This is a genomic window from Paraburkholderia susongensis (genome assembly GCF_900177725.1).
In the GTDB taxonomy this organism is placed as follows: domain Bacteria; phylum Pseudomonadota; class Gammaproteobacteria; order Burkholderiales; family Burkholderiaceae; genus Paraburkholderia; species Paraburkholderia susongensis.
In genome coordinates this window covers 411,739-435,953 of the sequence record NZ_FXAT01000002.1, presented here as the reverse complement: position 1 = coordinate 435,953, position 24,215 = coordinate 411,739, and the positions used below count along the sequence as shown (strand labels likewise).

Annotated in this window: 21 protein-coding genes; 17 read left to right on the top strand and 4 right to left on the bottom strand. The window is 64.7% G+C overall.

Translation table 11 applies throughout. The features are described from left to right. The first annotated feature begins 32 nt into the window (after positions 1 to 32). The 4 genes from B9Z01_RS07060 to B9Z01_RS07045 all read left to right on the top strand — a co-directional run bounded on the left by B9Z01_RS07060 (position 33) and on the right by B9Z01_RS07045 (position 4,439). Positions 33 to 1,355 carry a CaiB/BaiF CoA transferase family protein gene (locus B9Z01_RS07060; protein WP_085481529.1) on the top strand — a complete coding sequence of 441 codons (1,323 nt, stop codon included), beginning with the start codon at positions 33 to 35 and terminating at the stop codon, positions 1,353 to 1,355. Positions 1,356 to 1,539: 184 nt separating this feature from the next. Next, entirely contained in the window at positions 1,540 to 2,577 is a 1,038-nt protein-coding gene (locus tag B9Z01_RS07055; protein ID WP_085481528.1) for an ABC transporter substrate-binding protein, read from the top strand. 125 nt (positions 2,578 to 2,702) lie between these two features. Continuing rightward, positions 2,703 to 3,515 (top strand): ABC transporter ATP-binding protein, encoded by an 813-nt coding sequence (locus tag B9Z01_RS07050; RefSeq protein ID WP_085481527.1) that lies wholly within the window; start codon positions 2,703 to 2,705, stop codon positions 3,513 to 3,515. Between the two features lie 99 nt (positions 3,516 to 3,614). Beyond that, a complete protein-coding gene (locus B9Z01_RS07045; protein WP_085481526.1) occupies positions 3,615 to 4,439 on the top strand; it encodes an ABC transporter permease in 825 nt (274 codons plus the stop codon). A gap of 165 nt (positions 4,440 to 4,604) precedes the next feature. Here the strand turns inward: B9Z01_RS07045 and B9Z01_RS07040 are convergent, their stop codons facing one another. Further along, entirely contained in the window at positions 4,605 to 5,579 is a 975-nt protein-coding gene (locus B9Z01_RS07040; RefSeq protein ID WP_085481525.1) for an NADPH:quinone oxidoreductase family protein, read from the bottom strand. A gap of 246 nt (positions 5,580 to 5,825) precedes the next feature. On the opposite strand from B9Z01_RS07040, the gene surE reads away from it, so the two are divergent. From surE to rlmD, 6 genes are all read left to right on the top strand, one after another. Beyond that, positions 5,826 to 6,584 (top strand): 5'/3'-nucleotidase SurE, encoded by a 759-nt coding sequence (gene surE, locus B9Z01_RS07035; protein ID WP_085482057.1) that lies wholly within the window; start codon positions 5,826 to 5,828, stop codon positions 6,582 to 6,584. Further along, positions 6,581 to 7,849: a protein-L-isoaspartate(D-aspartate) O-methyltransferase gene (locus B9Z01_RS07030; protein ID WP_085481524.1), complete on the top strand. Its 1,269-nt coding sequence runs from the start codon at positions 6,581 to 6,583 to the stop codon at positions 7,847 to 7,849. The genes surE and B9Z01_RS07030 overlap by 4 nt, the downstream gene beginning before the upstream one ends. A 5-nt stretch (positions 7,850 to 7,854) precedes the next feature. After that, entirely contained in the window at positions 7,855 to 8,814 is a 960-nt protein-coding gene (locus B9Z01_RS07025; RefSeq protein ID WP_085481523.1) for a peptidoglycan DD-metalloendopeptidase family protein, read from the top strand. An 11-nt stretch (positions 8,815 to 8,825) separates the two neighbouring features. After that, a complete protein-coding gene (gene rpoS, locus B9Z01_RS07020) occupies positions 8,826 to 9,896 on the top strand; it encodes an RNA polymerase sigma factor RpoS (RefSeq protein WP_085481522.1) in 1,071 nt (356 codons plus the stop codon). 4 nt (positions 9,897 to 9,900) lie between these two features. Beyond that, complete coding sequence (locus B9Z01_RS07015; RefSeq protein ID WP_085481521.1) at positions 9,901 to 10,677, top strand: 3'-5' exonuclease; 777 nt, start codon at positions 9,901 to 9,903, stop codon at positions 10,675 to 10,677. A 175-nt stretch (positions 10,678 to 10,852) separates the two neighbouring features. Continuing rightward, positions 10,853 to 12,283, top strand: coding sequence for a 23S rRNA (uracil(1939)-C(5))-methyltransferase RlmD (rlmD, locus tag B9Z01_RS07010; protein WP_085481520.1), 1,431 nt, complete (start codon positions 10,853 to 10,855; stop codon positions 12,281 to 12,283). A gap of 171 nt (positions 12,284 to 12,454) precedes the next feature. Here rlmD and B9Z01_RS07005 read toward each other — a convergent pair whose 3' ends face one another. Then, the gene (locus B9Z01_RS07005; RefSeq protein WP_085481519.1) at positions 12,455 to 13,315 is read right to left on the bottom strand and encodes an outer membrane protein assembly factor BamD; all 861 of its coding nucleotides are present in this window, start codon (positions 13,313 to 13,315) and stop codon (positions 12,455 to 12,457) included. Between the two features lie 38 nt (positions 13,316 to 13,353). On the opposite strand from B9Z01_RS07005, the gene B9Z01_RS07000 reads away from it, so the two are divergent. The 7 genes from B9Z01_RS07000 to B9Z01_RS06970 all read left to right on the top strand — a co-directional run bounded on the left by B9Z01_RS07000 (position 13,354) and on the right by B9Z01_RS06970 (position 22,746). Beyond that, positions 13,354 to 14,700 (top strand): RluA family pseudouridine synthase, encoded by a 1,347-nt coding sequence (locus B9Z01_RS07000; protein WP_085481518.1) that lies wholly within the window; start codon positions 13,354 to 13,356, stop codon positions 14,698 to 14,700. Then, the gene (gene pgeF, locus B9Z01_RS06995) at positions 14,697 to 15,560 is read left to right on the top strand and encodes a peptidoglycan editing factor PgeF (protein ID WP_085481517.1); all 864 of its coding nucleotides are present in this window, start codon (positions 14,697 to 14,699) and stop codon (positions 15,558 to 15,560) included. Before B9Z01_RS07000 ends, pgeF begins: the two co-directional genes overlap by 4 nt. Positions 15,561 to 16,187: 627 nt before the next feature. Next, positions 16,188 to 17,999 carry a class I poly(R)-hydroxyalkanoic acid synthase gene (gene phaC / locus B9Z01_RS06990; RefSeq protein ID WP_085481516.1) on the top strand — a complete coding sequence of 604 codons (1,812 nt, stop codon included), beginning with the start codon at positions 16,188 to 16,190 and terminating at the stop codon, positions 17,997 to 17,999. 187 nt (positions 18,000 to 18,186) lie between these two features. Continuing rightward, complete coding sequence (locus B9Z01_RS06985) at positions 18,187 to 19,368, top strand: acetyl-CoA C-acetyltransferase (protein ID WP_085482055.1); 1,182 nt, start codon at positions 18,187 to 18,189, stop codon at positions 19,366 to 19,368. A 245-nt stretch (positions 19,369 to 19,613) separates the two neighbouring features. Then, on the top strand, positions 19,614 to 20,354 hold the full coding sequence (locus tag B9Z01_RS06980) for a 3-ketoacyl-ACP reductase (protein ID WP_085481515.1): 741 nt from the start codon (positions 19,614 to 19,616) through the stop codon (positions 20,352 to 20,354). 133 nt (positions 20,355 to 20,487) lie between these two features. After that, positions 20,488 to 21,096: a polyhydroxyalkanoate synthesis repressor PhaR gene (gene phaR, locus B9Z01_RS06975; RefSeq protein ID WP_085481514.1), complete on the top strand. Its 609-nt coding sequence runs from the start codon at positions 20,488 to 20,490 to the stop codon at positions 21,094 to 21,096. A 648-nt stretch (positions 21,097 to 21,744) separates the two neighbouring features. Next, on the top strand, positions 21,745 to 22,746 hold the full coding sequence (locus B9Z01_RS06970; protein WP_085481513.1) for a tRNA dihydrouridine synthase: 1,002 nt from the start codon (positions 21,745 to 21,747) through the stop codon (positions 22,744 to 22,746). 219 nt (positions 22,747 to 22,965) lie between these two features. Here the strand turns inward: B9Z01_RS06970 and B9Z01_RS06965 are convergent, their stop codons facing one another. Both B9Z01_RS06965 and B9Z01_RS06960 read right to left on the bottom strand, forming a co-directional pair. Further along, on the bottom strand, positions 22,966 to 23,271 hold the full coding sequence (locus tag B9Z01_RS06965) for a hypothetical protein (RefSeq protein ID WP_085481512.1): 306 nt from the start codon (positions 23,269 to 23,271) through the stop codon (positions 22,966 to 22,968). A gap of 1 nt (position 23,272) precedes the next feature. Next, the gene (locus B9Z01_RS06960) at positions 23,273 to 23,599 is read right to left on the bottom strand and encodes a hypothetical protein (protein WP_208625901.1); all 327 of its coding nucleotides are present in this window, start codon (positions 23,597 to 23,599) and stop codon (positions 23,273 to 23,275) included. Between the last annotated feature and the right edge of the window lie 616 nt (positions 23,600 to 24,215).

The following is a 24,215-nucleotide window of genomic DNA, read 5'->3' as shown; positions in this document are numbered from 1 at the left end:
AAGTTTGAAGCAAATCGAAGATAAGGAGACCCATGAGCGCCATCCCCGAATCAGGCACGAGCAACGCGCCTCGACGCGAAGGCCAGGATCCAGGTCAAACCCGAGGTCAAACCCGAGGCCAAACTCAAGGTCAAACCCAAAGCCAAACTCAAAGCGCGAACCCCGGCCCGCTCGCCGGCGTCAAGGTGCTCGAACTCGGCACGCTGATCGCCGGTCCGTTCGCCGCGCGTTTTCTTGGTGAATTCGGCGCCGAGGTCATCAAGATCGAAGACCCCAAGGGCGGCGATCCGCTGCGCAAGTGGCGCAAGCTGTATCCGGAAGTCGGCGGCACCTCGCTGTGGTGGGCCGTGCAGGCGCGCAACAAGAAGTCCGTCACGATCAACCTCAAAGCCGAAGAGGGCAAGGAGATCGTGCGGCGCCTCGCGAAAGAGGCCGATATCGTCGTCGAGAATTTCCGCCCCGGGCTGCTCGAAAAGCTCGGCCTCGGCTACGACGTGCTGTCCGCTGAAAACCCCGGCCTCGTGATGGTGCGTCTGTCCGGCTACGGGCAGACGGGTCCGTATCGCGACCGGCCCGGCTTCGGCGCGATCGCCGAGTCGATGGGCGGCCTGCGTCATATCACCGGCTATCCGGATTTGCCGCCACCGCGCATCGGCATTTCGATCGGCGATTCGATCGCGGCGCTGCACGGCGTGATCGGCGCGCTGATGGCGCTGCATCACAAACAGGTGAACGGCGGCAAAGGGCAGGTCGTCGACGTCGCGCTGTACGAGGCCGTCTTCAACATGATGGAAAGCGTGGTGCCCGAATACGGCGTGTACGGCATGGTGCGCGAGCGCACCGGCGCGTCGCTGCCGGGCATCGTGCCGTCGAACACGTATCCGTGCCGCGACGGCAGCATCGTGATCGGCGGCAATAGCGATCCGATTTTCAAGCGCCTGATGATCGCGATCGAACGCGACGATCTCGCGAACGACCCGGCGCTCACGCACAACGACGGACGTGTGCCCCGCACGCGGGAAATCGACGCCGCGATCGCCGCATGGCTTGCCACGCGCACGATCGATGAAGCGCTCGCCGTGCTCAACGCGGCCGACGTGCCGGTGGGCCGCATCTATAGCGTGGCGGACATGTTCACCGATCCGCAGTTCATCGCGCGGCAGATGATCCAGCGCTTCAAGTGGCAGGACGGCCGCGAGATCACGCTGCCGGCGGTCACGCCGAAGCTCTCCGCGACGCCCGGCGAGACGCGCTGGCTCGGCCCCGAACTGGGTGAACATACCGATGAAGTCCTGCAATCGCTAGGTTATGATGCTGACGACATTGCAAGGCTGCACGCGCAACAGATAGTCTGACGCGCACGCCACGGAGCAGTGCGAAAGACAGTGCGAAAAACAGCGCAAAAAGCAGTGCAAAAAACGGCGCACGGAACGGTGTAAAGAACGGTACGAAAAGCGACACAAAGAGACCGACACAACGACCGACACAAAGACCGGCGCCGCAAAAAACCGGACAACAAAAATCTGGAGACTACAGACCATGCAACGCAGAACCTTCCTTGCCGGCGGCGTCGCGCTCGCGGGCGCCACGCTCGCCGCCACGCCGCTCGCTTTCGCGCAGGGCAAACCTGAAACCGCCAAGGTGGCGATCGCGGTCGGCGGCAAGAATCTGTTCTACTACCTGCCGCTCACGATTGCCGAGCGCCGCAACTACTTCAAGGACGAAGGGCTCGAGGTCGAGATCTCGGATTTCGCCGGCGGCTCGCAGGCGCTCAAGGCGGCGGTCGGCGGCAGTGCGGACGTGGTCTCCGGCGCATTCGAGCACACGCTGCTGTTGCAGGCGCAAAAGCAGTATTTCCGCGAATTCGTGCTGCAGGGGCGCGCGCCGCAGATCGTGCTCGCGGTCTCGAAGAAGACGATGCCGAACTACAAGTCGATCGCCGATCTGAAGGGCAAGAAGATCGGCGTCACCGCGCCGGGTTCGTCGACGTCGATCATGGCGAGCTTCGTGCTCGCGAAAGCGGGGCTCAGTCCGAAAGACGTTGCGTTCATCGGCGTGGGTGCGGGCGCGGGTGCGATTGCCGCGTTGCAGTCCGGGCAGATCGACGCGATCGCCAATCTCGATCCGGTCGTCACGCGCCTCGAGCGCGCGGGCGACGTGCGCGTCGTCTCGGATACGCGCACGCTCGCCGATACGCACAGCGTGTTCGGCGGCGACATGCCGGCGGGCTGTCTGTACGCGTCGCAGGCGTTCATCACGAAGAACCCGAACACCACGCAGGCGCTCACCAATGCGATGGTGCGCGCACTCAAGTGGCTGCAATCGGCGGGCGGCAGCGAACTCATCAACACGGTGCCGGAGAGCTACCTGCTCGGCGACCGCGCGCTGTATCTCGATGCATGGCAGCACGTGCGTGAAGCGATGTCGCCCGACGGCCTGATGCCCGCCGACGGTCCCGCGACGTCGCTGAAGACGCTGAAGGCGTTCGATCCGGTCGTGCAGAACGCGCAGATCGATCTATCGAAGACGTGGACCAACGACTTCGTGAAGAAGGCGCTGGCAACCGTCAAGGCATAAACGAAGCGGCGCGCAAGCGCATCGGGAGCGGCGCGGGCAGGACGACTCGCCGCGTCCGCCTCAGCGCCCGCCCTGCGACCTTTCCCCCCCGAAACTCGAACCCGATCTCCGAAGCGAGCCGAACGATGACCGTTGCCGCCCTGGCGCTCGAAAACATCACCTGCACGTTCGCCGCGCGCGACAATCGCGCGCAGCGCTACACAGCGGTCAAGGACACCACGCTGCGCATCGAGCCGGGCGAGTTCGTCTCGGTGGTCGGTCCGACCGGCTGCGGCAAGTCCACGCTGCTGAACATCGGCGCGGGACTGCTGCAACCGTCGGCGGGCACGGTCAGCGTGTTCGGCGAGCCGCTGAACGCCCTGAACCGGCGCGCGGGCTACATGTTCCAGGCCGATGCGCTGATGCCGTGGCGCTCGGCCATCGACAACGTGATGGCCGGTCTGTCGTTTCACGGCGTGCCGCCTGCCGAAGCGCGCGCGCAAGCCGACGAATGGTTGAAGCGCGTCGGCCTAGGCGGTTTCGGCGACCGCTATCCGCATCAGCTCTCGGGCGGCATGCGCAAGCGCGTCGCGATGGCGCAGACGCTGATTCTCGACCCCGACATCATCCTGATGGACGAGCCGTTTTCCGCGCTGGATATTCAGACGCGCCAGCTCATGGAAAACGAGCTGCTCGAGCTGTGGGCCGCGAAGCGCAAGGCGGTGCTCTTCATCACGCACGATCTCGACGAAGCGATCGCGATGTCGGACCGGGTCGTGGTGCTGTCGGCGGGGCCGGGCACGCATCCTATCGGCGAATTCAGGATCGATCTGCCGCGTCCGCGCGACGTTGCCGAAATTCGCGCGCATCCGCGTTTCGTCGAGTTGCATGCGCAGATCTGGAGCGTGTTGCGCGATGAAGTGCTCAAGGGTTATCGGCAGCAACTGACCGCTGTTTAACGCGCGCCGACTGCGCTGGTTGCGCCGCGCCCGCGTGCGTGCGGGCGCATGAGCAGGAAAACAGGAAGACGCGTCCATCAATCCAAGGCAAACCAAGTCATGTGGAAGACGTTGCGCCCGAGCCGGGCGAATCTGGTGATCTGGCAATGGCTGCTGCTCGTGCTGTGCTTCGTGCTCTGGTATGTGCTGACGAGCCCGACGCTCCTGCCGCCGTTCTATTTCGACGATCCGAACAAAGCCGCTTTCTTCTTCGGCGAACCGCAGAAAGTGCTGCAGCGGATCTGGGAGTGGTTCACGGGCGGCGAAATCTATCTGCACCTGTGGATCACGCTCGTCGAGACCGTGCTCGCGTTCGTGCTCGGCACCGCGATCGGGCTCGGCGTCGGTCTGTGGCTCGCGCTCGCGCCGGTGGCGAGCGCGCTCTTCGATCCGTACGTGAAGGCCGCGAACTCGATGCCGCGCGTGATTCTCGCGCCGATCTTCGGCGTGTGGTTCGGGCTCGGGATCTGGTCGAAGGTGGCGCTCGGCGTCACGCTCGTGTTCTTTATTGTGTTCTTCAACGTCTATCAGGGCGTGAAGGAAGTCAGCCCGGTCGTGCTCGCGAACGCGCGCATGCTCGGCGCGAACCGCAAGCAGCTGCTGCGCTTCGTCTATCTGCCGAGCGCGATGAGCTGGGTGTTTTCGAGCCTGCATACGTCGGTCGGGCTTGCGTTCGTGGGCTCGGTGGTGGGCGAGTATCTCGGTTCTGCGCGTGGCGTCGGTTATCTGATCCTGCAGGCCGAAGGCACGTTCGACATCAACACCGTATTCGCGGGGATTCTGGTGCTGACCGCGTTCGCGCTGATTCTCGATGCGATCGTCGGGCTCGCGGAGCGCAGGCTGATGAAGTGGCAGCCGCGCACGGGAGATGTCGAGAAGCTGTGAGTGCGAAGCAGGCGGGCGAGGGGTAGAGGGCGCTGAAGCGCGCGCACGGCGGTAAAGATGCGCGGAAGGACGAGGCGAAAGGAAACACGCACAACGGCCGCAGAAAAACAAACGGCGCGGAATCTGAAAACAGCTTTCAGACTCCGCGCCGTTTTTCGTTTCGCGTTACGGCGTAATCACCACCTTGCCGATCACGCGCCGCTCGGCCATGTCGCGCAGCGCGCGGCCGGTGTCGTCGAGCGAATAGCGGGCCGACACGTAGGGCTTGAGCTTGCCCTCGCGAATCCAGCCGGTCATCTGCTCGAACGCCGCGTGATTGCGCTGCGGCTCGCGCCTGGCAAAGTCGCCCCAGAACACGCCGACCACGCTCGCGCCCTTGAGCAGCATCAGATTGAGCGGCAGCTTCGGAATCTCGCCGTTCGCGAAGCCGACGACGAGATAGCGCCCGCGCCAGCCGATGCTGCGAAACGCCGGCTCCGCATAAACGCCGCCGACCGGGTCGTAGATCACGTCCGGGCCCTTGCCGTCGGTGAGCGCCTTGATGCGCTCGCGCAGATCCTCGGTGGCGTAGTTGATCGTGGCATCCGCGCCATGCTCGACGCAGGTCGCGAGCTTTTCGTCGCTCGATGCCGCCGCGATCACGCGCGCGCCGAGCGCCTTGCCGATCTCCACCGCTGCGAGCCCGACGCCGCCGGCCGCGCCGAGCACGAGCATCGTCTCGCCGGGCTGCAACGCGCCGCGATCGACCACGGCGTGATGCGAGGTGCCGTACGCGAGCGTGAAGGCCGCCGCGAGTTCGAACGGCACGTCGTCCTCGAGCGGCACGCAGGCCGCGGCGGGCGCGAGCGCCTGTTCGGCGAAGCCGCCCGAGCCGGTGAACGCGGCCACGCGCGAACCCGGCCTGAGGTGCGTGACGCCTTCGCCCACTGCGCGCACGACGCCCGCGGCTTCCGAGCCCGGCGTGAACGGCAGCGGCGGCTTGAACTGATATTTGTTCTCGATGATCAGCACGTCGGGGAAATTGACGGCGGCCGCCTTGACGTCGATCACGACGTGGCCGGGCGGCGGTTCGAGGTCCGGCAGGTTGTCGACGGTGAGGCTCTCGGGTGGCCCGTATTGTTTGCAGCGAATCGCACGCATCGTGTCTCCATCTCGGTTAGGTTTTGCAACGATTTTGAGTGTAAATCAATCCGCACGACCGTGCGATTTATCGCGGTGCGGTTGCATGAAACACGCCCGCGCAGCCTCCGCACGCTCGAAAAACACGTGCCCGCATCGGTGCCCAGATCAGTTCCCGCATGAGTGTCCGCATGCGCGTTTGGTCTGCTACGCAAGCGCGCCGGCCATGTCGTTCGCGTGCCATCTTTCCTCGGTTACAATCGCCGCATGCGAATCCTACTCAGCAATGACGACGGTTATCTGGCGCCGGGCCTGGCCGCGCTTCATGAAGCGCTCAAGCCGATCGCGGACGTCACCGTGATGGCGCCCGAGCAGAATTGCAGCGCCGCGTCGAACTCCCTGACGCTGTGGCGACCGCTTTCGGTTCTGCGTTCGGCCAACGGTTTCTACTACGTGAACGGCACGCCGACCGACTCGGTGCACATCGCGCTGACCGGCATGCTCGACCATACGCCGGATCTCGTGGTGTCAGGCATCAACAACGGCCAGAACATGGGCGACGACACACTGTACTCGGGCACCGTCGCGGCCGCCACCGAAGGCATCATGTTCGGCGTGCCGGCCATCGCGTTTTCGCTCGTCGACAAGGACTGGGTACATCTCGAAGATGCGGCCCGCGTCGCCGCAGAAATCGTCGCGCATTATCTCGAGCGGCCGTTGCCGGGGCATCCGCTGCTGAACGTCAATATTCCTAACTTGCCGTACGAAGAGTTGCGCGGCTGGCAGATCACGCGGCTCGGCAAACGGCATCCGTCGCAGCCGGTGATCCGCCAGACCAATCCGCGCGGCGAGCCGATCTACTGGATCGGCGCGGCGGGCGGCGCGCGCGACGCGAGCGAAGGCACCGATTTTCACGCGGTCGCCAACGGCGCCGTGTCGATCACGCCGCTGCAGCTCGATCTGACCCATACGCAAATGCTGCCCGCGGCGCGCGACTGGCTGCGCGCCGGCAGCAGCGCTTCATGACCAGCGAGCGCACGAGGCGCTTTCCGCTCGGCCTCGAGGATCTGGTGCGCGAACCGCGCCGGCCCGAAGGGCGTCCAGGCGAAATGCGCGCGGCCGCGATTGCGGCAAGCGCGGCGCTCAATGCACGCCAGCAGCCGGCGAAGCAGACGACGGGCGGTTCGGCGGCGCGGGCCCAGACGAAGCCGCCCGCGTCCGCGCAGAACGCGTCGGCGGCCCGCTTCCAGGTGATTCCCCAGGCGAAGGCGCAGAGCGGATCGGCGGGCTCGTCAGGCGGTTTGCCGGGTGTGCTGCCGCCGAAACCGCAGGCCGCGCCGGTTGCGCGGGCATTGGTGAATGCGCCGGCCGCCGGTTCGGGGCGGCAGTCCGTCAAGCAAGCGGTGAAGCCGCCTGTCAAACCGGCCAGATCGGCGGCGCACGCGCCCGGGCAGAGCGCGCGCGCCGCGTCGTCGCAAACGCAGCCGCGGCAGAGCGCGAAATCGGCGCCGCGCGCCGGCGATCGCAGTGCCGCACCGAACGCCGCGTTCAATGGCGCATCGAATGGCGTAACGAGCGGCGCATTGGGCGGCGCGCTCAGTGGCGCACTCGGTAGCGCAATGAGCGGCGCGCCGGGCGGCGCATTGGCGCTGACCTCGGAACGGGTTCGCGAACGGATGGTCGAACGCCTGCGTGCCAACGGCGTGACCGATCAGCGCGTGCTGAACGCGATGGCGGCGGTGCCGCGCCACATGTTCGTCGACCCGGGTCTCGCGGCCCAGGCGTACGAAGATGCCGCGCTGCCGATCGGCCATCACCAGACGATCTCCAAGCCCTCGGTAGTCGCGCGGATGATCGAGCTGGCGGCGGCCGGACGCGCGCTGAACAACGTGCTCGAAATCGGCACCGGTTGCGGCTATCAGGCGGCGGTGCTGAGCCGGGTCGCGCGCGAGGTTTATTCGATCGAACGCATCAAGCCGCTGTCCGAACGCGCGAAGACGAATCTGCGTCCGCTGCGCATTCCGAATATCCGGCTGCATTACGGCGACGGGCGGCTCGGCTTGCCGTCGGCGGCGCCGTTCGACGCGATCGTGATTGCCGCCGCGGGGCTCGACGTGCCGCAGGCGCTGCTCGAACAGCTCGCGATCGGCGGGCGTCTGGTTGCGCCGGTCGGCTCGCAGGAAGGACAAAGCCAGGTGCTGACGCTGGTCGAGCGCCTCGGGCCCGCACAGTGGCGCGAGGCGCAGCTTGATCGCGTTTTCTTTGTACCCTTAAAATCCGGAGTGATTTGACACCGATGAGTATGTTGCGCGCGATGCAGAGAACCACCCCGAATTCCCCCATGACCGTAACCCAGCGCAGCGTGTGCGTGCTTGCCTTGTCCCTGTTGATGACGGCGTGTGCCTCCCGGCTCGACCAGGCGCCCGTCGTTGACCTCTCCAGCGGCGGCACGCTCGCCACGGGGCAGGGCGCGGCGCAGCCGGCCGTGCCGCTCGGCCCGCCGCCGCCCGGCTACTATCGTGTGAAGCCGGGCGACACGCTGTACCGGATTGCGCTCGAGAATGGCCAGAATTACCGCGACATTTCGACGTGGAACAATCTGACCAACCCGAACCAGATCGAGGTCGATCAGTTGCTGCGCGTCGTGCCGCCCGGTGCGAATACCGCTGCAATGACGCCGGGCGTGGCGACTGCGCCGATCGGCAATGGCGGGGCGGTGCAAAGCGCGCCGCTCAACAACGCGCCGGCCGCGGTCGGCGCCGCGATGCCGCCGCTCTATGGCGCGGCCACCAACGGTGCGGCTCCGAACGGCGCGACCCCGAACGGCGCGGCGGCAATACCGCCCGCCACCGCGGGTGCGGCAAGCGATACGGGCGGCGCCGCGGCGGGCAACATCGCGTTCGCATGGCCGGTGCGCGGCCCGCTGCTCAACACGTTTAATGATTCGACAAACAAAGGTGTCAACATCGGCGGCGCCGCGGGCGATCCGGTGAAAGCCTCCGCCGACGGCCGCGTCGTCTACGCCGGAAATGGGCTGCGTGGTTACGGCAATCTCATTATCATCAAGCATGATGCAACTTATCTCACCGCGTATGCACACAACCGTACTTTGATGGTAAAAGAGGGGGACGCGGTAACAAAAGGGCAGAAGATCGCCGAGATGGGCAATAGCGATTCCGACCGCGTGATGTTGCATTTCGAAGTTCGCCGGCAGGGCAAACCTGTCGACCCACTGAAGTATTTGCCGCCGCAATAAGCGATACGACCATGCCGAAATCGAAGCGCCGCCCGCCGCAAGCCGAGTCTGAGACGACCAGCCAAGTCACGTCCGCCGCAGTGGACGAAAGCGGCGCTTCGGAAGTGGAAGACGAGGTCGTGGAAGAGCGCGAGCTCGACGACAGCGAGGGCGCCGACACGCGCGAAGGCTCGGCGAGCGAAGCGGTGCCCGACGCCGACGATTTCCGCGCGCTCCTGCAGGCCGAACTCACGGCCGACACAATCCAGCACTACCTGAATCGCATCAGCGTGAAGCCGCTCCTCACCGTCGAGGAAGAGCAGAAGTATTCGCGCCTTGCCAAGGCGGGGGAGTTCGAGGCGCGGCAGGTGATGATCGAGCGCAATCTGCGGCTCGTGGTCAGTATTGCGAAAGGTTATCTGAATCGCGGCGTGCCGCTGCTCGATCTGATCGAGGAGGGCAACCTCGGCCTCATGCACGCGATCGAAAAATTCGACCCGACGCGCGGCTTCCGTTTCTCGACTTACGCGACGTGGTGGATCCGCCAGAGCATCGAGCGCGCGATCATGAATCAGGCGCGCACGGTGCGCTTGCCCGTGCACGTGATTCGCGAGCTCAACCAGGTGTTGCGCGCGAAGCGCCATCTGGAAAAGAACTCGATGAATTCCGGCGAGGCCGCCGAGCGGCGCGACGCGAGCATCGACGACATCGCCTATCTGACCGGCAAGACCACCGACGAAGTCACCGACATCCTTGCGCTGAACGAGCACACGGCCTCGCTCGACGCGCCGCTCGATCTCGACCCGGCGAGCAGCCTGCTCGATCTGCTGTCCGACGATCAGAGCCAGTCGCCCGATGCCGAGGTGCAGCATCGCGAACTCGAAACGCTCACGCGCGCGTGGCTCGCGCGTCTGTCGGACAAGCACCGTCATGTGATCGAACGCCGCTTCGGCCTGAATCACATCGAGCCCGCCACGCTCGAGGAACTGGCCGACGAAATGGGCCTCACGCGCGAGCGTGTGCGCCAGATCCAACAGGAAGCGCTGGTGCGGCTAAAGCGCTTCTTCGCCTCCAACGGTGTCCGCAAAGACGCCGTTCTGTAATCTGATGACACCGATTCTTGTTTTCGACATCGAGACGATTCCCGATGTCGCCGGTATTCGCCGCCTTGAAGATTTGCCCGCGTCGATGAGCGACGCCGAAGTCGCCGAACATGCGTTCGCCGCGCGCCGCGAAAAAACCGGCAGCGATTTCCTGCCGCATCACCTGCAACGGGTCGCGGCAATTTCCTGCGTGTTTCGCGACAACAACGGTTTTCGCGTGCGCTCGCTCGGCACGCCGCAGGACGGCGAAGCGGTGCTCGTGCAGTCGTTTTATCGCGTGATCGAGAAGTACACGCCGCAGATCGTGTCGTGGAACGGCGGCGGTTTCGATCTGCCGGTGCTCAACTACCGCGCGCTCGTCAATGGCATTCCCGCCTACCGGTTCTGGGACGTCGGCGAGGACGACCGCGAGTTCAAGTGGAACAACTACATCAGCCGCTATCACGCGCGCCACACGGACCTCATGGACGTGCTCGCCATGTACCAGGCACGCGCCAACGCGCCGCTCGACGCGCTCGCGAAAATGTGCGGTTTTCCGGGCAAGATGGGCATGGACGGCAGCCAGGTGTGGCAGGCGTTCCAGCAAGGGCGCATCGAGGAAATCCGCAATTACTGCGAGACCGACGTCGTCAACACGTACCTGCTGTATTGCCGCTTCCAGTTGATGCGCGGCGGGTTTTCGCCGTCGGAGTATGCTGACGAGATCAACCTCGTCAAGAACGCGCTCGCGCTCGAAACCGCCCCGCAGTGGGCCGAGTATCTGGCGGCGTTCGAGCAGTAAGTTGACGCGCCGGCCCTGCGCACTGAATGTGCGCGCTGTGTTTGCGCGGTCATTCAAGCGGTAATTCGAGCGGTAATTTCTCCGGCGCGCGCGGCCGCGCCGCTTCCGATCGCAGGTAGGCCCGGCGCTTCGTCTACAATCTCGCCTTTCCCCACAGTCTGTCAGGAAGTCGCAGGTGTCCCGAACTGCCCCCCATCGTCGCTCGCCGCGGCGTTCATCGAAGCATTCCAAGGCGCCCGCCCCGGCGTCCGCGCTCGTCATTACCGGTAACGAACCGGTCATCGAAATCGTTTCGCTCGACATGGAAGCACGCGGCGTGGGCCGCATCGAAAATGAAGACGGCACGCCAGGCAAGGTGATCTTCGTCGAAGGCGCGTTGCCGGGCGAGCGCGTCAGCTATACGACGCATCGCAGCAAGCCGAAATTCGAGCAGGCCGAAGTCGTGCAGGTGTTCCGCGAAAGCGTGATCCGCACCACGCCGAAATGCAGCTACTTCGATATCTGCGGGGGCTGCTCGATGCAGCATCTCGACATGCGCGCACAGATCGCGGTCAAGCAGCGCGTGCTCGAGGACAATCTGCAGCGTCTCGCGAAGCTGCGCCCCGAAACGGTGTTCCGGCCGATTCACGGGCCGTCCTGGGGCTATCGCTATCGCGCGCGTCTCGCGGTGCGTTATCTGCCGGAGCGCGGCGGCATGCGAATCGGTTTTCACGAGAAGAAGAGCAGCTATATCGCGGACATGAAAACCTGCGAAGTGCTGCCGCCGCATGTGTCGGCGATGTTGATGCCGCTGCGCTTCATGGTGCGCAAGCTGTCGATCTACGACCGCATGCCGCAGATCGAGCTCGCAGTCGGCTCCTCGGTCACGGCGCTCGTCATACGCAACCTCGAGCCGCTCACCGCCGCGGACGAACAGGTGCTGCGCGATTTCGCGGACGAGCACAAGGTGCAGTTCTGGTTGCAGCCGGGTGGCCCAGACACGGTTACGCCGTTCTATCCGCTCGACGTGCAACTCGATTACACGCTGCCGGAATACGGCATCCGCATGCCGTTCAAGCCGACCGACTTCACGCAGGTCAATCACGCGATCAACCGCGTGCTGGTGAGCCGCGCGCTGCGCCTGCTCGCGCCGGCGCGCACGGACCGCGTGCTCGATCTGTTCTGCGGGATCGGCAACTTCACGCTGCCGCTCGCGCGGGTGTCGCGGGAAGTGGTCGGCATCGAGGGCAGCGAGGTGCTAACCGGGCGTGCGCTCGAGAACGCCGGGTTAAATGGCGTCGCCGCTCATACGTCGTTCGCGTGCCGCAATCTGTTCGAAGTCACCGCCGACGACATGCGCGCGCTCGGTCACTTCGACAAGTTCCTGATCGACCCGCCGCGCGAAGGCGCGCTCGCGGTCGCGAAGGCGCTGGCGGAGATCGCGCAGAGCGGCGACGGGCCGCTGCCGAAGCGTATCGTCTACGTGTCGTGCGCGCCGGCGACGCTCGCGCGCGATGCGGGCCTGCTCGTGCACGAGGCCGGCTACCGGCTCGTGGGCGCAGGTGTCGTGAACATGTTCCCGCACACGTCGCACGTGGAGTCGATTGCGTTGTTCGAGCGGGATTGACGCGTGGGGCGCGGCGCCTGCGGCTGAGCGGCGGGCGTTTCGGGTAAACGGAAACGGCGCCGATGCGCGAAAGCGCGGATCTGCGGAGGTGAAAAAAACGCCACGATTTCGAGGTCGTGGCGTTTTTTTATTTCAGGCTGAATTTTCAGTATTTTCAGTACGTGGCGCGGCTCAGAACTGCCACCACGACTTCTGCGTGCCGGGCCGCGCGCGGCCCGTGATGTACGGGCTGTCCGGGAAGGTGCCGGCAAGCACGCGGCGCGTGTCGTCGGCGAGTTGCGGCTGGTTCAGCTTCTCGTACGACAGCACCATGATGTGCAGCGCGTCTTCGATAGCCGGTGCGTTCTTGTATTCGCGCAGCGCCAGTTGCGCGCGGTTGATCGCCGCGACGTAGGCGCCGCGCCGGTAGTAGTAGTCCGCCGCGTGAACCTCGTGCGACGCCAGCGCGTTCACGATGTAGCGCATGCGTTGCGCGGCGTCCGGCGCGTACTTGCTGTTCGGGAAGCGGTCCACCACTATCTTGAACGCGTCATACGACTCGCGCAGCGACTTGGGATCGCGCTCGCTCATGTCCTGGCCGGAGAAGCGGCCGAACAGACCGAGGTCGTCGTTGAAGTGGATCATGCCCTTCAGGTAGTACGCGTAGGCGATGTCCGGGTGATCCGGGTGCAGCTGGATGAAGCGGTCGATGGCCTGGTCGGCGGCGGCGTTTTCGTTGTCTTTCCAGTTGCAGTACGCGACGTTGATCTGCGCCTGCTGCGCGAAGTGGCCGAACGGGTCGCGGCCCTCGAGCATTTCGAAGTACTTCGCGCACTTGCCCCAGTCATTACCGGACAAGGCGTCGTTCGCCTCCGTATATAATTTGTTGTTATTCCACGTTGCCGTTTCGTCGGTTTTCTCCGGCAGGCCGTGGCAAGCCGCGACAGCGACGACGGCCGCGGCGCACGCAACGTATCCGGCCACTTTCCGGGCCGCCTTCTTGATGGCCGCCAAATTGAGCGCCGCTTCAGTGATGGTGTTCAAGGCTCGCATTTTCCAGTCTAGCTTTACGTCCAGGTGACCCAGACTCAATGACCCGCTCAAATACTCCAGGCACCGCAGGCGCCGGGAATAGCAACGAAGATTATAGCGTAAGCGCCGACCCCGCCGACGCGTTGGACACCGATTCCCTCGACGACGATTTCGGCGGCGACACGCCCGTGGCGGCTGGCGCGCAGGCGTCTGCGGCCGGGGCGGCCACTGGGGTGGCCACCGGCGCCGCAGCGGCCATCGTGCCGAACCGCATAGCGGACGAGAGCCCGCGCGCGGTCGTCGCGCCTGACGAGCTCGCCGGCGAGCGCCTCGACAAGGTGCTCGCGAAAGTGTTTCCGGAGTTTTCGCGCAGCCGTCTGCAAAGCTGGATCGAGGCCGGGCGCGTGTGCGTCGACGGCAAGCCGGCGAAGATCCGCCAGCCGGTGCCGCTGGGCGCCACGATCGAACTCGTGCCCGATCTGCTGCCCGAGCAGCTCGCCTTCACGCCCGAACCGGTGCCGCTCGAGATCGTCTACGAAGACGACACGCTCGTCGTCATCAACAAGCCGGCCGGCATGGTCGTGCATCCGGCGGCCGGCAACTGGAGCGGCACGGTGCTGAACGGCCTGCTGCACCGCTATGGCGAGGCCGCGGCCGGCCTGCCGCGCGCGGGCATCGTGCACCGGCTCGACAAGGAGACCTCGGGGCTCATGGTGGTCGCGCGCACGCTCGAAGCGCAGACCGACCTCGTGCGCCAGTTGCAGGCGCGCACGGTCAAGCGCCGCTATCTTGCGCTCGTGTGGGGCAACATGCCCGAGGAAGGCACGATCGACGCGCCAATTGGACGCGATCCGCGCGAGCGCACGCGCATGGCGGTGGTGACGGGCGCGGCGGGCAAACCGGCGCGCACGCATTTCCGGCGCGTCGATTCGGCGATCTGGCAGCGTCAGCCGGTCACGGCGATTCACTGCGATCTCGAAACCGGCCGCACGCACCAGATTCGCGTGCATTGCGCACACGTCGGCCATCCGCTGCTCGGCGATCCCGTGTATGGGCGCGCGCGCGGCAAGCGCTCGGTCACGCCGCTGCCGGACGGTTTCGCGCGCCAGGCGCTGCATGCGTGGCGGCTTGGGCTGATCCATCCGAAGACCGGCCGCTCGATGCAATGGCGCGCCGGCGTGCCGGCCGACATCGAGGCGCTATCCGAAGCGCTCGGTCTCGGCCGCGACGACGCGGGCGAATTCGACGACACGTACTACGAGGACGAGGAATACGACGCATCGCTCGACGGCGGTGATGGCGACGACCACGATTACGACGAGGCTGACGCCGCAAACAACGACCGCGACGACCACGACCGCGACCACGACCACGACCACGACCACGACAAGGACGATCACGCATGAGCACAGCTTTGCCGGAACTGGGTTTTGCCGATGTCGTGCAACCCGCATGGAACGTGTCGCCGCGCGTGCGCGCGCTCGTGACCACACGCAACGGCGGCGTGAGCGCCGCGCCGTTCGGCCGTTGGCGGGATGGCGCGGACCAGCCCGGCGGCCTCAATCTGGGCATGAAAACCGGTGACGATCCGGCCGCGGTCGCGAGCAACCGCGCACGGCTGCTCGCACTGGCCGGCGTTCGCGAAGCCGCGTGGCTCGAGCAGATTCACGGCGCCGGCATCGTGCGCGCCGAGGATGTTCTCGCGCAGGCCCGGGCGGAGGGCACGCCGGCGCGCGCCGACGCGAGCGTCACCGATCGCGCGGGCACCGTGTGCGTCGTGATGGTTGCCGATTGCATGCCGGTGCTGTTGTGCGACGAAGCGGGCCGCGCGGTCGGCGCCGCACACGCCGGCTGGCGCGGACTCGCGGCCGGCATCGTCGAGCAGACCGCGCGGCGTGTCGCGGCGTTAGCCGGCGTGGAGACGGGCGCATTGCACGCGTACCTCGGACCGTCGATCGGCCCGGACGCGTTCGAAGTCGGCCCTGACGTGCGTGATGCGTTCTTGAGCGGCGCGGACGGCGGGCAACGCGACGCAACGGCGAATGCGTTCGTTGCGCATCCGGTGAATCCCGGCAAATATCTCGCCGATCTGCCGGCGCTTGCGCGCCTGCGCTTGCAGCGCCTCGGCGTGACGCGCGTGAGCGGCGGCGACCTTTGCGCGGTCACGCAACGCGAGCGTTTCTATTCGTATCGCCGCGACCGCGACACGGGCCGCATGGCCGCGCTGATCTGGCTCGACGATCAGGCGCAAACACTCGCCGATTGACGCGCGGCGCGTGTCCGTATCGTCTCGTCATACGTTTGAAAATTAATTAATCCATCCGCAATCGATGCGCGGCGTATATACCCGCATGAAGACACGCGCTGTTTGCGAGTCTTCATGCGGATACGTGGACAAACGTGGACAAACGCTATCCGCGTGCCGCGCCGCGCATTTTTGTTGCGCTGCCGGAAGGTTTGCGGCTGACGTAAATCGGCCGCGGGAAAGGCGGGCGGGAGAACGTATGAATGTCCGTTAAGGGCCATGCATCGCGGGCGCTTTTTTATTTGCCCGCGGCGTCGATCGTCGGTTCGCAAAAGCGCGATTTGCCATACAGGGAAAACGATAATTAAAAAACTATCGCACTGCGGCAAAATCGGGAACAAGCATTGACATGCCTTGTGATGGGGAGCAAGAATGTTCCTCCCAAGCTCCTCGTCTCATGGGACAGGGCGTGACGAGGCCGCGAGCAATCGCCGCGTGCGCACGAACCTGCCACTCAACCCGTCCGCAAGGACTCACCGGTCAAAAGCAGGTATGGCAGCATCACATTCCTCAGGCTCCCCCAGCACGGACTCCTCGAAGGAGCAAGCGCAGCAGGCCGGTACGAGCGGCGCGTCGCCCGCCGCGGGCATGCAGCAATTCCTCGACGCCTGGATGAGCGCATGGCGCTCGTTCGGCGTGCCGCCCGGCGGCGCACCGTTCCAGGTTCCCTCCATGCCGCAGACGGGTTTTCCGTCGGGTTTCCCTCCTGTGCCGCCGTTTCCGGGCATGCCAGACTTCAGCAAGCTGGCCGCCGGCGCGATACCGTCGCTGCCGTCTTTTCCGGCTCTGAACATTCCCGTCGCCGCAATCCCGCCGGAGCGTTTGCAGAAGCTGCAAACCGGTTATTCGCGCGACGCGATGGATCTGATCCAGCAGGCCACGACGTCGGCCAGCAAGGCGCCCGAACTCAAGGACCGGCGTTTTAGCTCGGAAGCATGGAGCGAGACGCCGGCCTATGCGTTTACCGCCGCGTGGTATCTGCTGAACGCGCGCTACCTGCAGGAAATGGTCGACGCGCTCGACACCGAGCCGAAGATGCGCGAGCGCATCCGCTTCGCAGTCCAGCAATGGACAGCGGCGGCCGCGCCGAGCAACTTCTTCGCACTGAATCCCGAAGCGCAGAAAACCCTGCTCGACAGCAAGGGCGAGAGCTTGCGCCAAGGCGTGATGAACCTGCTCGGCGACATGCAGCGCGGCAAGATTTCGCAAACTGACGAATCGCGTTTCGCGGTCGGCGAAAATCTCGCGAACACCGAAGGCTCGGTGGTGTTCGAAAACGATCTGCTGCAACTGATCCAGTACAAACCGCGCACGCCCACCGTGCGCGAGCGGCCGCTCCTGATCGTGCCGCCGTGCATCAACAAGTTCTACATTCTCGATTTGCAGCCGGAGAACTCGCTGGTTGCGCACGGGCTCGATTCGGGGCACCAGGTGTTCCTGATTTCGTGGCGCAACGCGGATCAGTCGGTCGCGAACAAGACGTGGGACGACTACATCGGCGAGGGCGTGCTCACCGCAATCGAGACCGTGCGCAAGATCAGCGGCCGCGAGCAGATCAATACGCTCGGCTTCTGCGTCGGCGGCACGATGCTCGCCACCGCGCTCGCGGTGGCCGCGGCGCGCGGCGAACATCCGGCCGCATCGATGACGCTGCTCACCGCCATGCTCGATTTTTCCGACACGGGCGTGCTCGACGTGTTCGTCGACGAGGCGCACGTGCAGATGCGCGAGCAGACCATCGGCGGCAAGAACGGTACGCCGCCGGGACTCATGCGCGGCATCGAGTTCGCCAATACGTTCTCGTTCCTGCGCCCGAACGACCTCGTGTGGAACTACGTCGTCGACAACTACCTGAAGGGCCGCACGCCGGTGCCGTTCGACCTGCTGTACTGGAACAGCGACTCGACCAGCCTGCCGGGTCCGATGTACTGCTGGTATCTGCGCAACACGTACCTCGAGAACAAGCTGCGCGAGCCCGGTGCGCTGACCACCTGCGGCGAGCCGGTCGATCTCTCGAAGATCGACGTGCCCACCTTCATTTATGGTTCACGCGAAGACCATATCGTGCCGTGGCAAACCGCGTATGCGTCGGTGCCGCTGCTCTCCGGGCCGCTGAAGTTCGTGCTCGGCGCGTCGGGGCATATCGCCGGCGTGATCAATCCGCCCGCGAAGAAAAAGCGCAGCTTCTGGAAGCTCGAGACCGAAGAGAAAGCACTGCCGGAAAGCGCGAACGAGTGGTTCGACGCGGCGACCGAAGTGCCCGGCAGCTGGTGGCCCGAATGGGTCACGTGGCTCGATCAGTACGGCGGCAGGAAGGTGAAGCCGCGCGCCGCGGCCGGCTCCGCGGAGTTCCCGGCGATCGAGCCGGCGCCAGGGCGTTACGTGCGGCAACGGGAGTAGGTTTGCGCATCGGGTTTGACGCGCGCCGGTTGAACATGCACCACGGCGCGCGGTCGTTCTGTGGGTGGGTGCAGGCAGGTCGATGAGCGTCTGGTTGATGAAAGCGCGGGTGAAGGCGCAAGGACAACGGAATTTTTAACGTAACGGGCTGCGGCGCAATTGGCCGACGTGCCCGGAGGATATGGAAATGACTGATGTTGTGATCGTATCGGCCGCTCGTACTGCAGTGGGCAAATTCGGCGGATCTATCGCGAAGGTTGCCGCTCCTGAACTCGGCGCGGTGGCAGTGCGCGCCGTACTCGAACGGGCTGGCGTGAAGCCGGACCAGGTGAGCGAAGTTATTCTCGGCCAGGTGCTGACCGCGGGTTCCGGTCAGAATCCCGCGCGTCAGTCGTTGATCAAGGCGGGTCTGCCGTCGTCCGTGCCCGGCATGACGATCAACAAGGTGTGCGGCTCGGGCCTGAAGGCGGTGATGCTCGCGGCCAACGCGATCATTGCCGGCGACGCGGACATCGTGGTCGCCGGCGGCCAGGAAAACATGAGCGCGGCGCCGCACGTGCTGCCGGGTTCGCGCGACGGCTTCCGCATGGGCGATGCGAAGCTCATCGACTCGATGATCGTCGACGGCCTGTGGGACGTCTACAACCAGTACCACATGGGCGTGACGGCTGAAAACGTCGCGAAGGAATACGGCATCACGCGCGAACAGCAGGACGCGTTCGCGGCGCTGTCGCAGAACAAGGCGGAGGCCGCGCAGAAAGCGGGCCGTTTCAACGACGAAATCGTGCCCGTCGAGATTCCGCAGCGCAAAGGCGAGCCGCTGCGCTTCGCCACCGACGAGTTCGTGCGTCACGGGGTGACGGCCGAATCGCTCGCGGGCCTGAAGCCGGCGTTCTCGAAGGAAGGCACGGTTACGGCGGCGAACGCGTCGGGCCTGAACGACGGCGCGGCCGCGGTGCTCGTGATGTCGCTGAAGAAGGCCGAAGCTCTCGGCCTCACGCCGCTCGCGCGCATCAAGGCCTACGCGAACGCGGGCGTCGATCCGAAGGTGATGGGCATGGGCCCGGTGCCGGCTTCGCGCCGCTGCCTCGAGCGCGCGGGCTGGACGCCGGCCGATCTCGACCTGATGGAAATCAACGAAGCGTTCGCCGCGCAGGCGCTCGCCGTGCACAAGCAGATGGGCTGGGACACGTCGAAGGTCAACGTGAACGGCGGCGCCATCGCGATCGGCCATCCGATCGGTGCATCCGGTTGCCGGATTCTCGTCACGCTGCTGCACGAAATGCAGAAGCGCGATGCGAAGAGGGGGCTGGCGTCGTTGTGCATCGGCGGCGGCATGGGTGTCGCGCTGGCTGTCGAGCGCGTGTAAGGTACTGGGGGCGCCGCGCAAACTTGCGCGGCCCTCGCGCTGGCTATCGGCGATCAGCGGCCAGCATCCGGTCGCCCTGCACGCGAAGCCGCTCGCGCGGCGCACCGCGGCATCTGGCCCGCGCCGGTAGCGCGCGTTGCCGGCCGGTCGCCCGGCGGCAACGGAGCGCCAGCTTCAGGCGAGGCAAGAGGTAGCCGGTCGGGGTTGCCGGTCGGCACCTCGAAAACGATAACGGAGTGTGGTTTATGACACAGCGAATTGCGTACGTAACGGGCGGCATGGGCGGCATTGGCACGAGCATCTGCCAGCGTCTGCACAAAGAGGGCTACAAGGTGGTCGCGGGCTGCGGCCCGAATTCGCCGCGCCGTGTGAAGTGGCTCGACGAGCAGAAGGCGCTTGGCTTCGATTTCGTCGCGTCCGAAGGCAACGTCGGCGACTGGGAATCGACCAAGGCCGCGTTCGACAAGGTCAAGGCCGAGGTCGGCGAGATCGACGTGCTGGTCAACAACGCCGGCATCACGCGCGACGTCGTGTTCCGCAAGATGACGCACGAAGACTGGACGGCGGTGATCGACACCAACCTGACGAGCCTCTTCAACGTCACCAAGCAGGTGATCGACGGCATGGTCGAGCGTGGTTTTGGCCGCGTGATCAATATTTCGTCGGTGAACGGCCAGAAGGGCCAGTTCGGTCAGACCAACTATTCGACGGCGAAGGCCGGCATTCACGGCTTCACGATGTCGCTCGCGCAGGAAGTGGCGACCAAGGGCGTGACGGTCAACACCGTGTCGCCGGGCTATATCGGCACCGATATGGTCAAGGCGATCCGTCCGGACGTGCTTGAAAAGATCGTGGCGACGATTCCGGTGCGCCGTCTCGGTCAGCCGGGCGAAATCGGTTCGATCGTGGCGTGGCTCGCGTCGGAAGAATCGGGTTTCGCCACGGGCGCCGATTTTTCGCTCAACGGCGGTTTGCATATGGGTTGAGCCACCGGCGCGCGCTCACAAGGCTGCGCGCTTTGGCTCAGAGGGTTCCGCCGGCGTTCCGTCTGTGCAATGATGATCCGATTGCGCAGGCGGAACGCCGTTTCCGCGTTTAACTCGAGCTTAAAGGCGTTACATGACTACTACTACAAAGAAAACGGCCGAACGACTGATAAAGAAATATCCGAATCGTCGGCTCTACGATACCGAGACGAGCACGTACATCACGCTCACTGATGTCAAACAGCTCGTGCTCGATCAGGAGGATTTCAAGGTTATCGATGCCAAGAGCAACGAGGACCTCACGCGCGCCATCCTGCTGCAGATCATTCTCGAAGAGGAAAGCGGCGGCTTGCCGATGTTCTCGTCGTCGATGCTGTCGCAGATCATCCGTTTCTACGGTCATGCGATGCAGGGCATGATGGGCACGTATCTGGAAAAGAACATCCAGGCCTTCATCGACATTCAGGCGAAGCTCGCCGACCAGTCGAAGAATCTCTATGAAGGCAAGGCGATGAACCCTGAAGTCTGGTCGCAATTCATGAACATGCAGGCGCCGATGATGCAGGGCATGATGACCAGCTATATCGAGCAATCGAAGAACATGTTCGTGCAGATGCAGGAGCAGATGCAGAATCAGGCGAAAACGATGTTCGCGACTTTCCCGTTCACGCCCGGTAGCGGGGTCAATGCGAGCAGCACGCCTGCTACGCCGCAAGGCAATCCGGAGCCGGAGAAGAAGTGATGGCGCAAGTCAAGGCGGAATTCACGGCGTAAGCGGGGCTGCATCATTGCAGGGACTCGCGGGAATGGCTGCAGGAATGCCTTCACACGTGGCTTCACGCGGGGCTTGCGTGCGGTGCTCGCTGTGAACGCAGCGGCGGGAGGCCGGATGGCCGGTTGCGCGGTGCCGCGCGTGGTTGCGGGGGACTGCGGCCAGGTGGGGCGCGCGTCGATCACCGGTTGACCGGATTGTTCTACGAGCCTGGCTTCGGATCCGCCAGCCTCAGGACTGGCTTCCTTGTGTGCCTTGCGCGGGGGCACAGTAGTCGGCGCGGTACAATCACCGATTAGCGTGCGCGGGAAATTCTGGCGGCGGAGCGGGGCGCGCTGTGCGCCATTTGTGCACTTGCATGGGCGCCTGTTCGTGCATCGTCGCTCGCAGTTCGAACTTCCGCTGTTCCCGCCGCATAGTTCGTTTGCGTCACGAGTTTCGCGTTATCCACCCGGGTTTGATTCGTCATTCTCCCGCACGACCCGCGCCCTCACCGTTGCCATTGCTTTTCGCCGGACCCGTCCCTGTGTTTCAGACCGCTTCCCTCTTCGCGTCGATGCCTTTTCGAAAGCCGCATCGATCTGCTTCAATCGCTTCACGCTTCGTCGAGGCTGCGTCATGAGCCGGCTGTTTCTCGCCCCGATGGAGGGGCTTGCCGACTATGTGCTGCGCGACGTGCTGACCAGCACCGGTGGTTTCGACGGCTGTGTGTCCGAATTCATCCGCGTGACGGGTACGCTGCTGCCCACGCGCGTCTACGAACGTGAGGCGCCCGAAATTCTGCACGCGAGCGTGACCGCGAGCGGCACGCCGATGGTGATCCAGTTACTCGGCAGCGATCCCGAATGGATGGCGCGCAATGCCGCGCACGCGGCGACGTTCTCGCCGTATGGCATCGATCTGAACTTCGGTTGTCCCGCCAAGGTCGTCAATCGGCATGGCGGCGGTGCGATGCTGCTGACGGATCCGCGGCAGTTGAGCCGGATCGTGTCGGCGGTGCGCGCGGCGGTGCCGGCCGATATCGCCGTGACTGCAAAGATGCGCCTCGGTGTTTCCGATACGTCGCAGGCGATCGAGTGCGCGCAGGCGCTCGCGGAGGGCGGGGCGGCGTCGCTCGTCGTGCACGCGAGGACACGCGACGACGGCTACCGGCCGCCCGCGCACTGGGAATGGATCGCGCGTATTGATGACGCCGTCGACGTGCCCGTCATCGCGAACGGCGAAGTCTGGAGCGTGGCGGACTGGGAGCGATGCCGGGCGGTCAGCGGATGCGCGGACGTAATGATCGGGCGCGGCGCCGTATCGGATCCGTTCCTCGCGCAGCGGATCCGCGGACGGATGGATCCGTCTCCATCGGCCGGGGAGTGGCGGGACGTGTTGCGCGCGATCGCCGATTATCTGACGAAGCTGCAGGCGCGCGGTACGCTGAGCCAGGAGCATGGCCGCGTCAAGAAATGGCTCAGCTATCTGCAGCGGACCTGGCCGCAAGCCGCCGAATTGCATGCGGCGATCCGGCGTGTGCAGGATACGCGCGAGATTTTCGTGGCGATCGGGCAGGCGTTGGAGTGTGAAGGAGCGACGACGGTGCCTGAATACGAAACGGCCGATGATTGTGCGTGATAGTGCGCGGATACTCTGGCTGTCCCGGTGGTCTGCATCGAAAGAGGCTCCGGAAATGCGGCGGTGCTTCGTGCGATTCTGAACCCGAGGCGATTGGCTACGTTCTCGGTAAGTTCTCTGCCGGGAATGGCCTCAAGACGCCATGGAACAACAAGTGCTGCATTCAGCCGCTCGATCATTGATGACCCTTGCAAGCCTGACATGCGACGCTGTTCGCAATTACTCCGTGGGCGGTTTGGCTGGTGTCCAGTCAACGGGGTGGTGCAGCGTAATCTGTAGACGATCACGCAATTCGGGATGGACAGAAGCCTGGTTGAGCACCGCCATACCACCGATCTGACGCAAGGTTTCGTCTGTGATCGGCGTGCTGCAATCGTGAGAACCCAGTGGCACAGTCATTGCCATTCCTCGCGCGATCTGCCGAACTATTGCCCCCTCGACTTCGTCTCGCGACACGGTGCATACCTGTATCTCCTGAGCATCCTCGTTGTAAAAAATCACGGTGGCACGCTGGCGCTTTGTCATCTCAGAAACCTCTGCATCTCTGGTAATTTTGAAATGCCGTCTGTTTGCACATGGCATAAGCACGGGGGTCTTGGGTCATCGCTCGTACGAAGTTGCATTGCTCCAAGTCGAATTCGTATCCGGCAAAACAGTTTGCCTCATCCAGTTCACTCACGCCACGCGCGGCCAGATCCTGCACCTCGTCGCTTACTGCGTCGGGAGTGTATTCAAACGCCTGCGCATCGCCGAGCGGTGTCGATACCGGTGTGGCGATGGTTCCATCGGGCAGCACGTCGCCAGGACGGGCGAACCAGATCGCGAGGCCATCCTCGGCGGGTAGCCGTGGCAATTTGGGACGCTCGAAAGAGCGCGCGGCACGCGCCACGGGCGGTGTGCGCCGGAATGCCTGCGACGGCGTGACGGTTGCATAGTACGGCCTGATCTGCTGTTCGATAGGCGCGGCGCCGGATCAACTCGTCCGAGGTGCGCGGCTCCGGCGCGACGGCAATCACATCGCCGCGCTCGACGGCGGCCCGTAGCACTCGGGCGAGTTGATCCGGCGCCGCGCCTATCGCAATTGCGCCGCCGCTCGCATTGCGCATGAACCCGACGAGCCGCGCTAGCTGGCGCGTGTCGTGTGTAAGCTCCCATGCGCTTGCCGAGGTAATGAGCCGGCGGCCAGCGCGCGCCTCGTCGCTAAAAGGGTTGCCGCGATATTCCTGCCGCGTGTGGAGCGTGCAGTTCCGGTGGGCCCCGACTTTGAAATCGATCGCCATCTGTCTTTCATGTACATGTCAGATCAGTCGGCAAACCTATCATGGCGCGGATCTCGTATGACAAAAGAATGAACCCCTGAAACCGCCGCGAATGCTGCGGTACTCGTTGGCAGGCACAAGAACGCGCAGCGCTACGAGTGACGGTACTTTGCAACATCGTGGAAAACTGTCAACGAAAGCGGTCAGCTG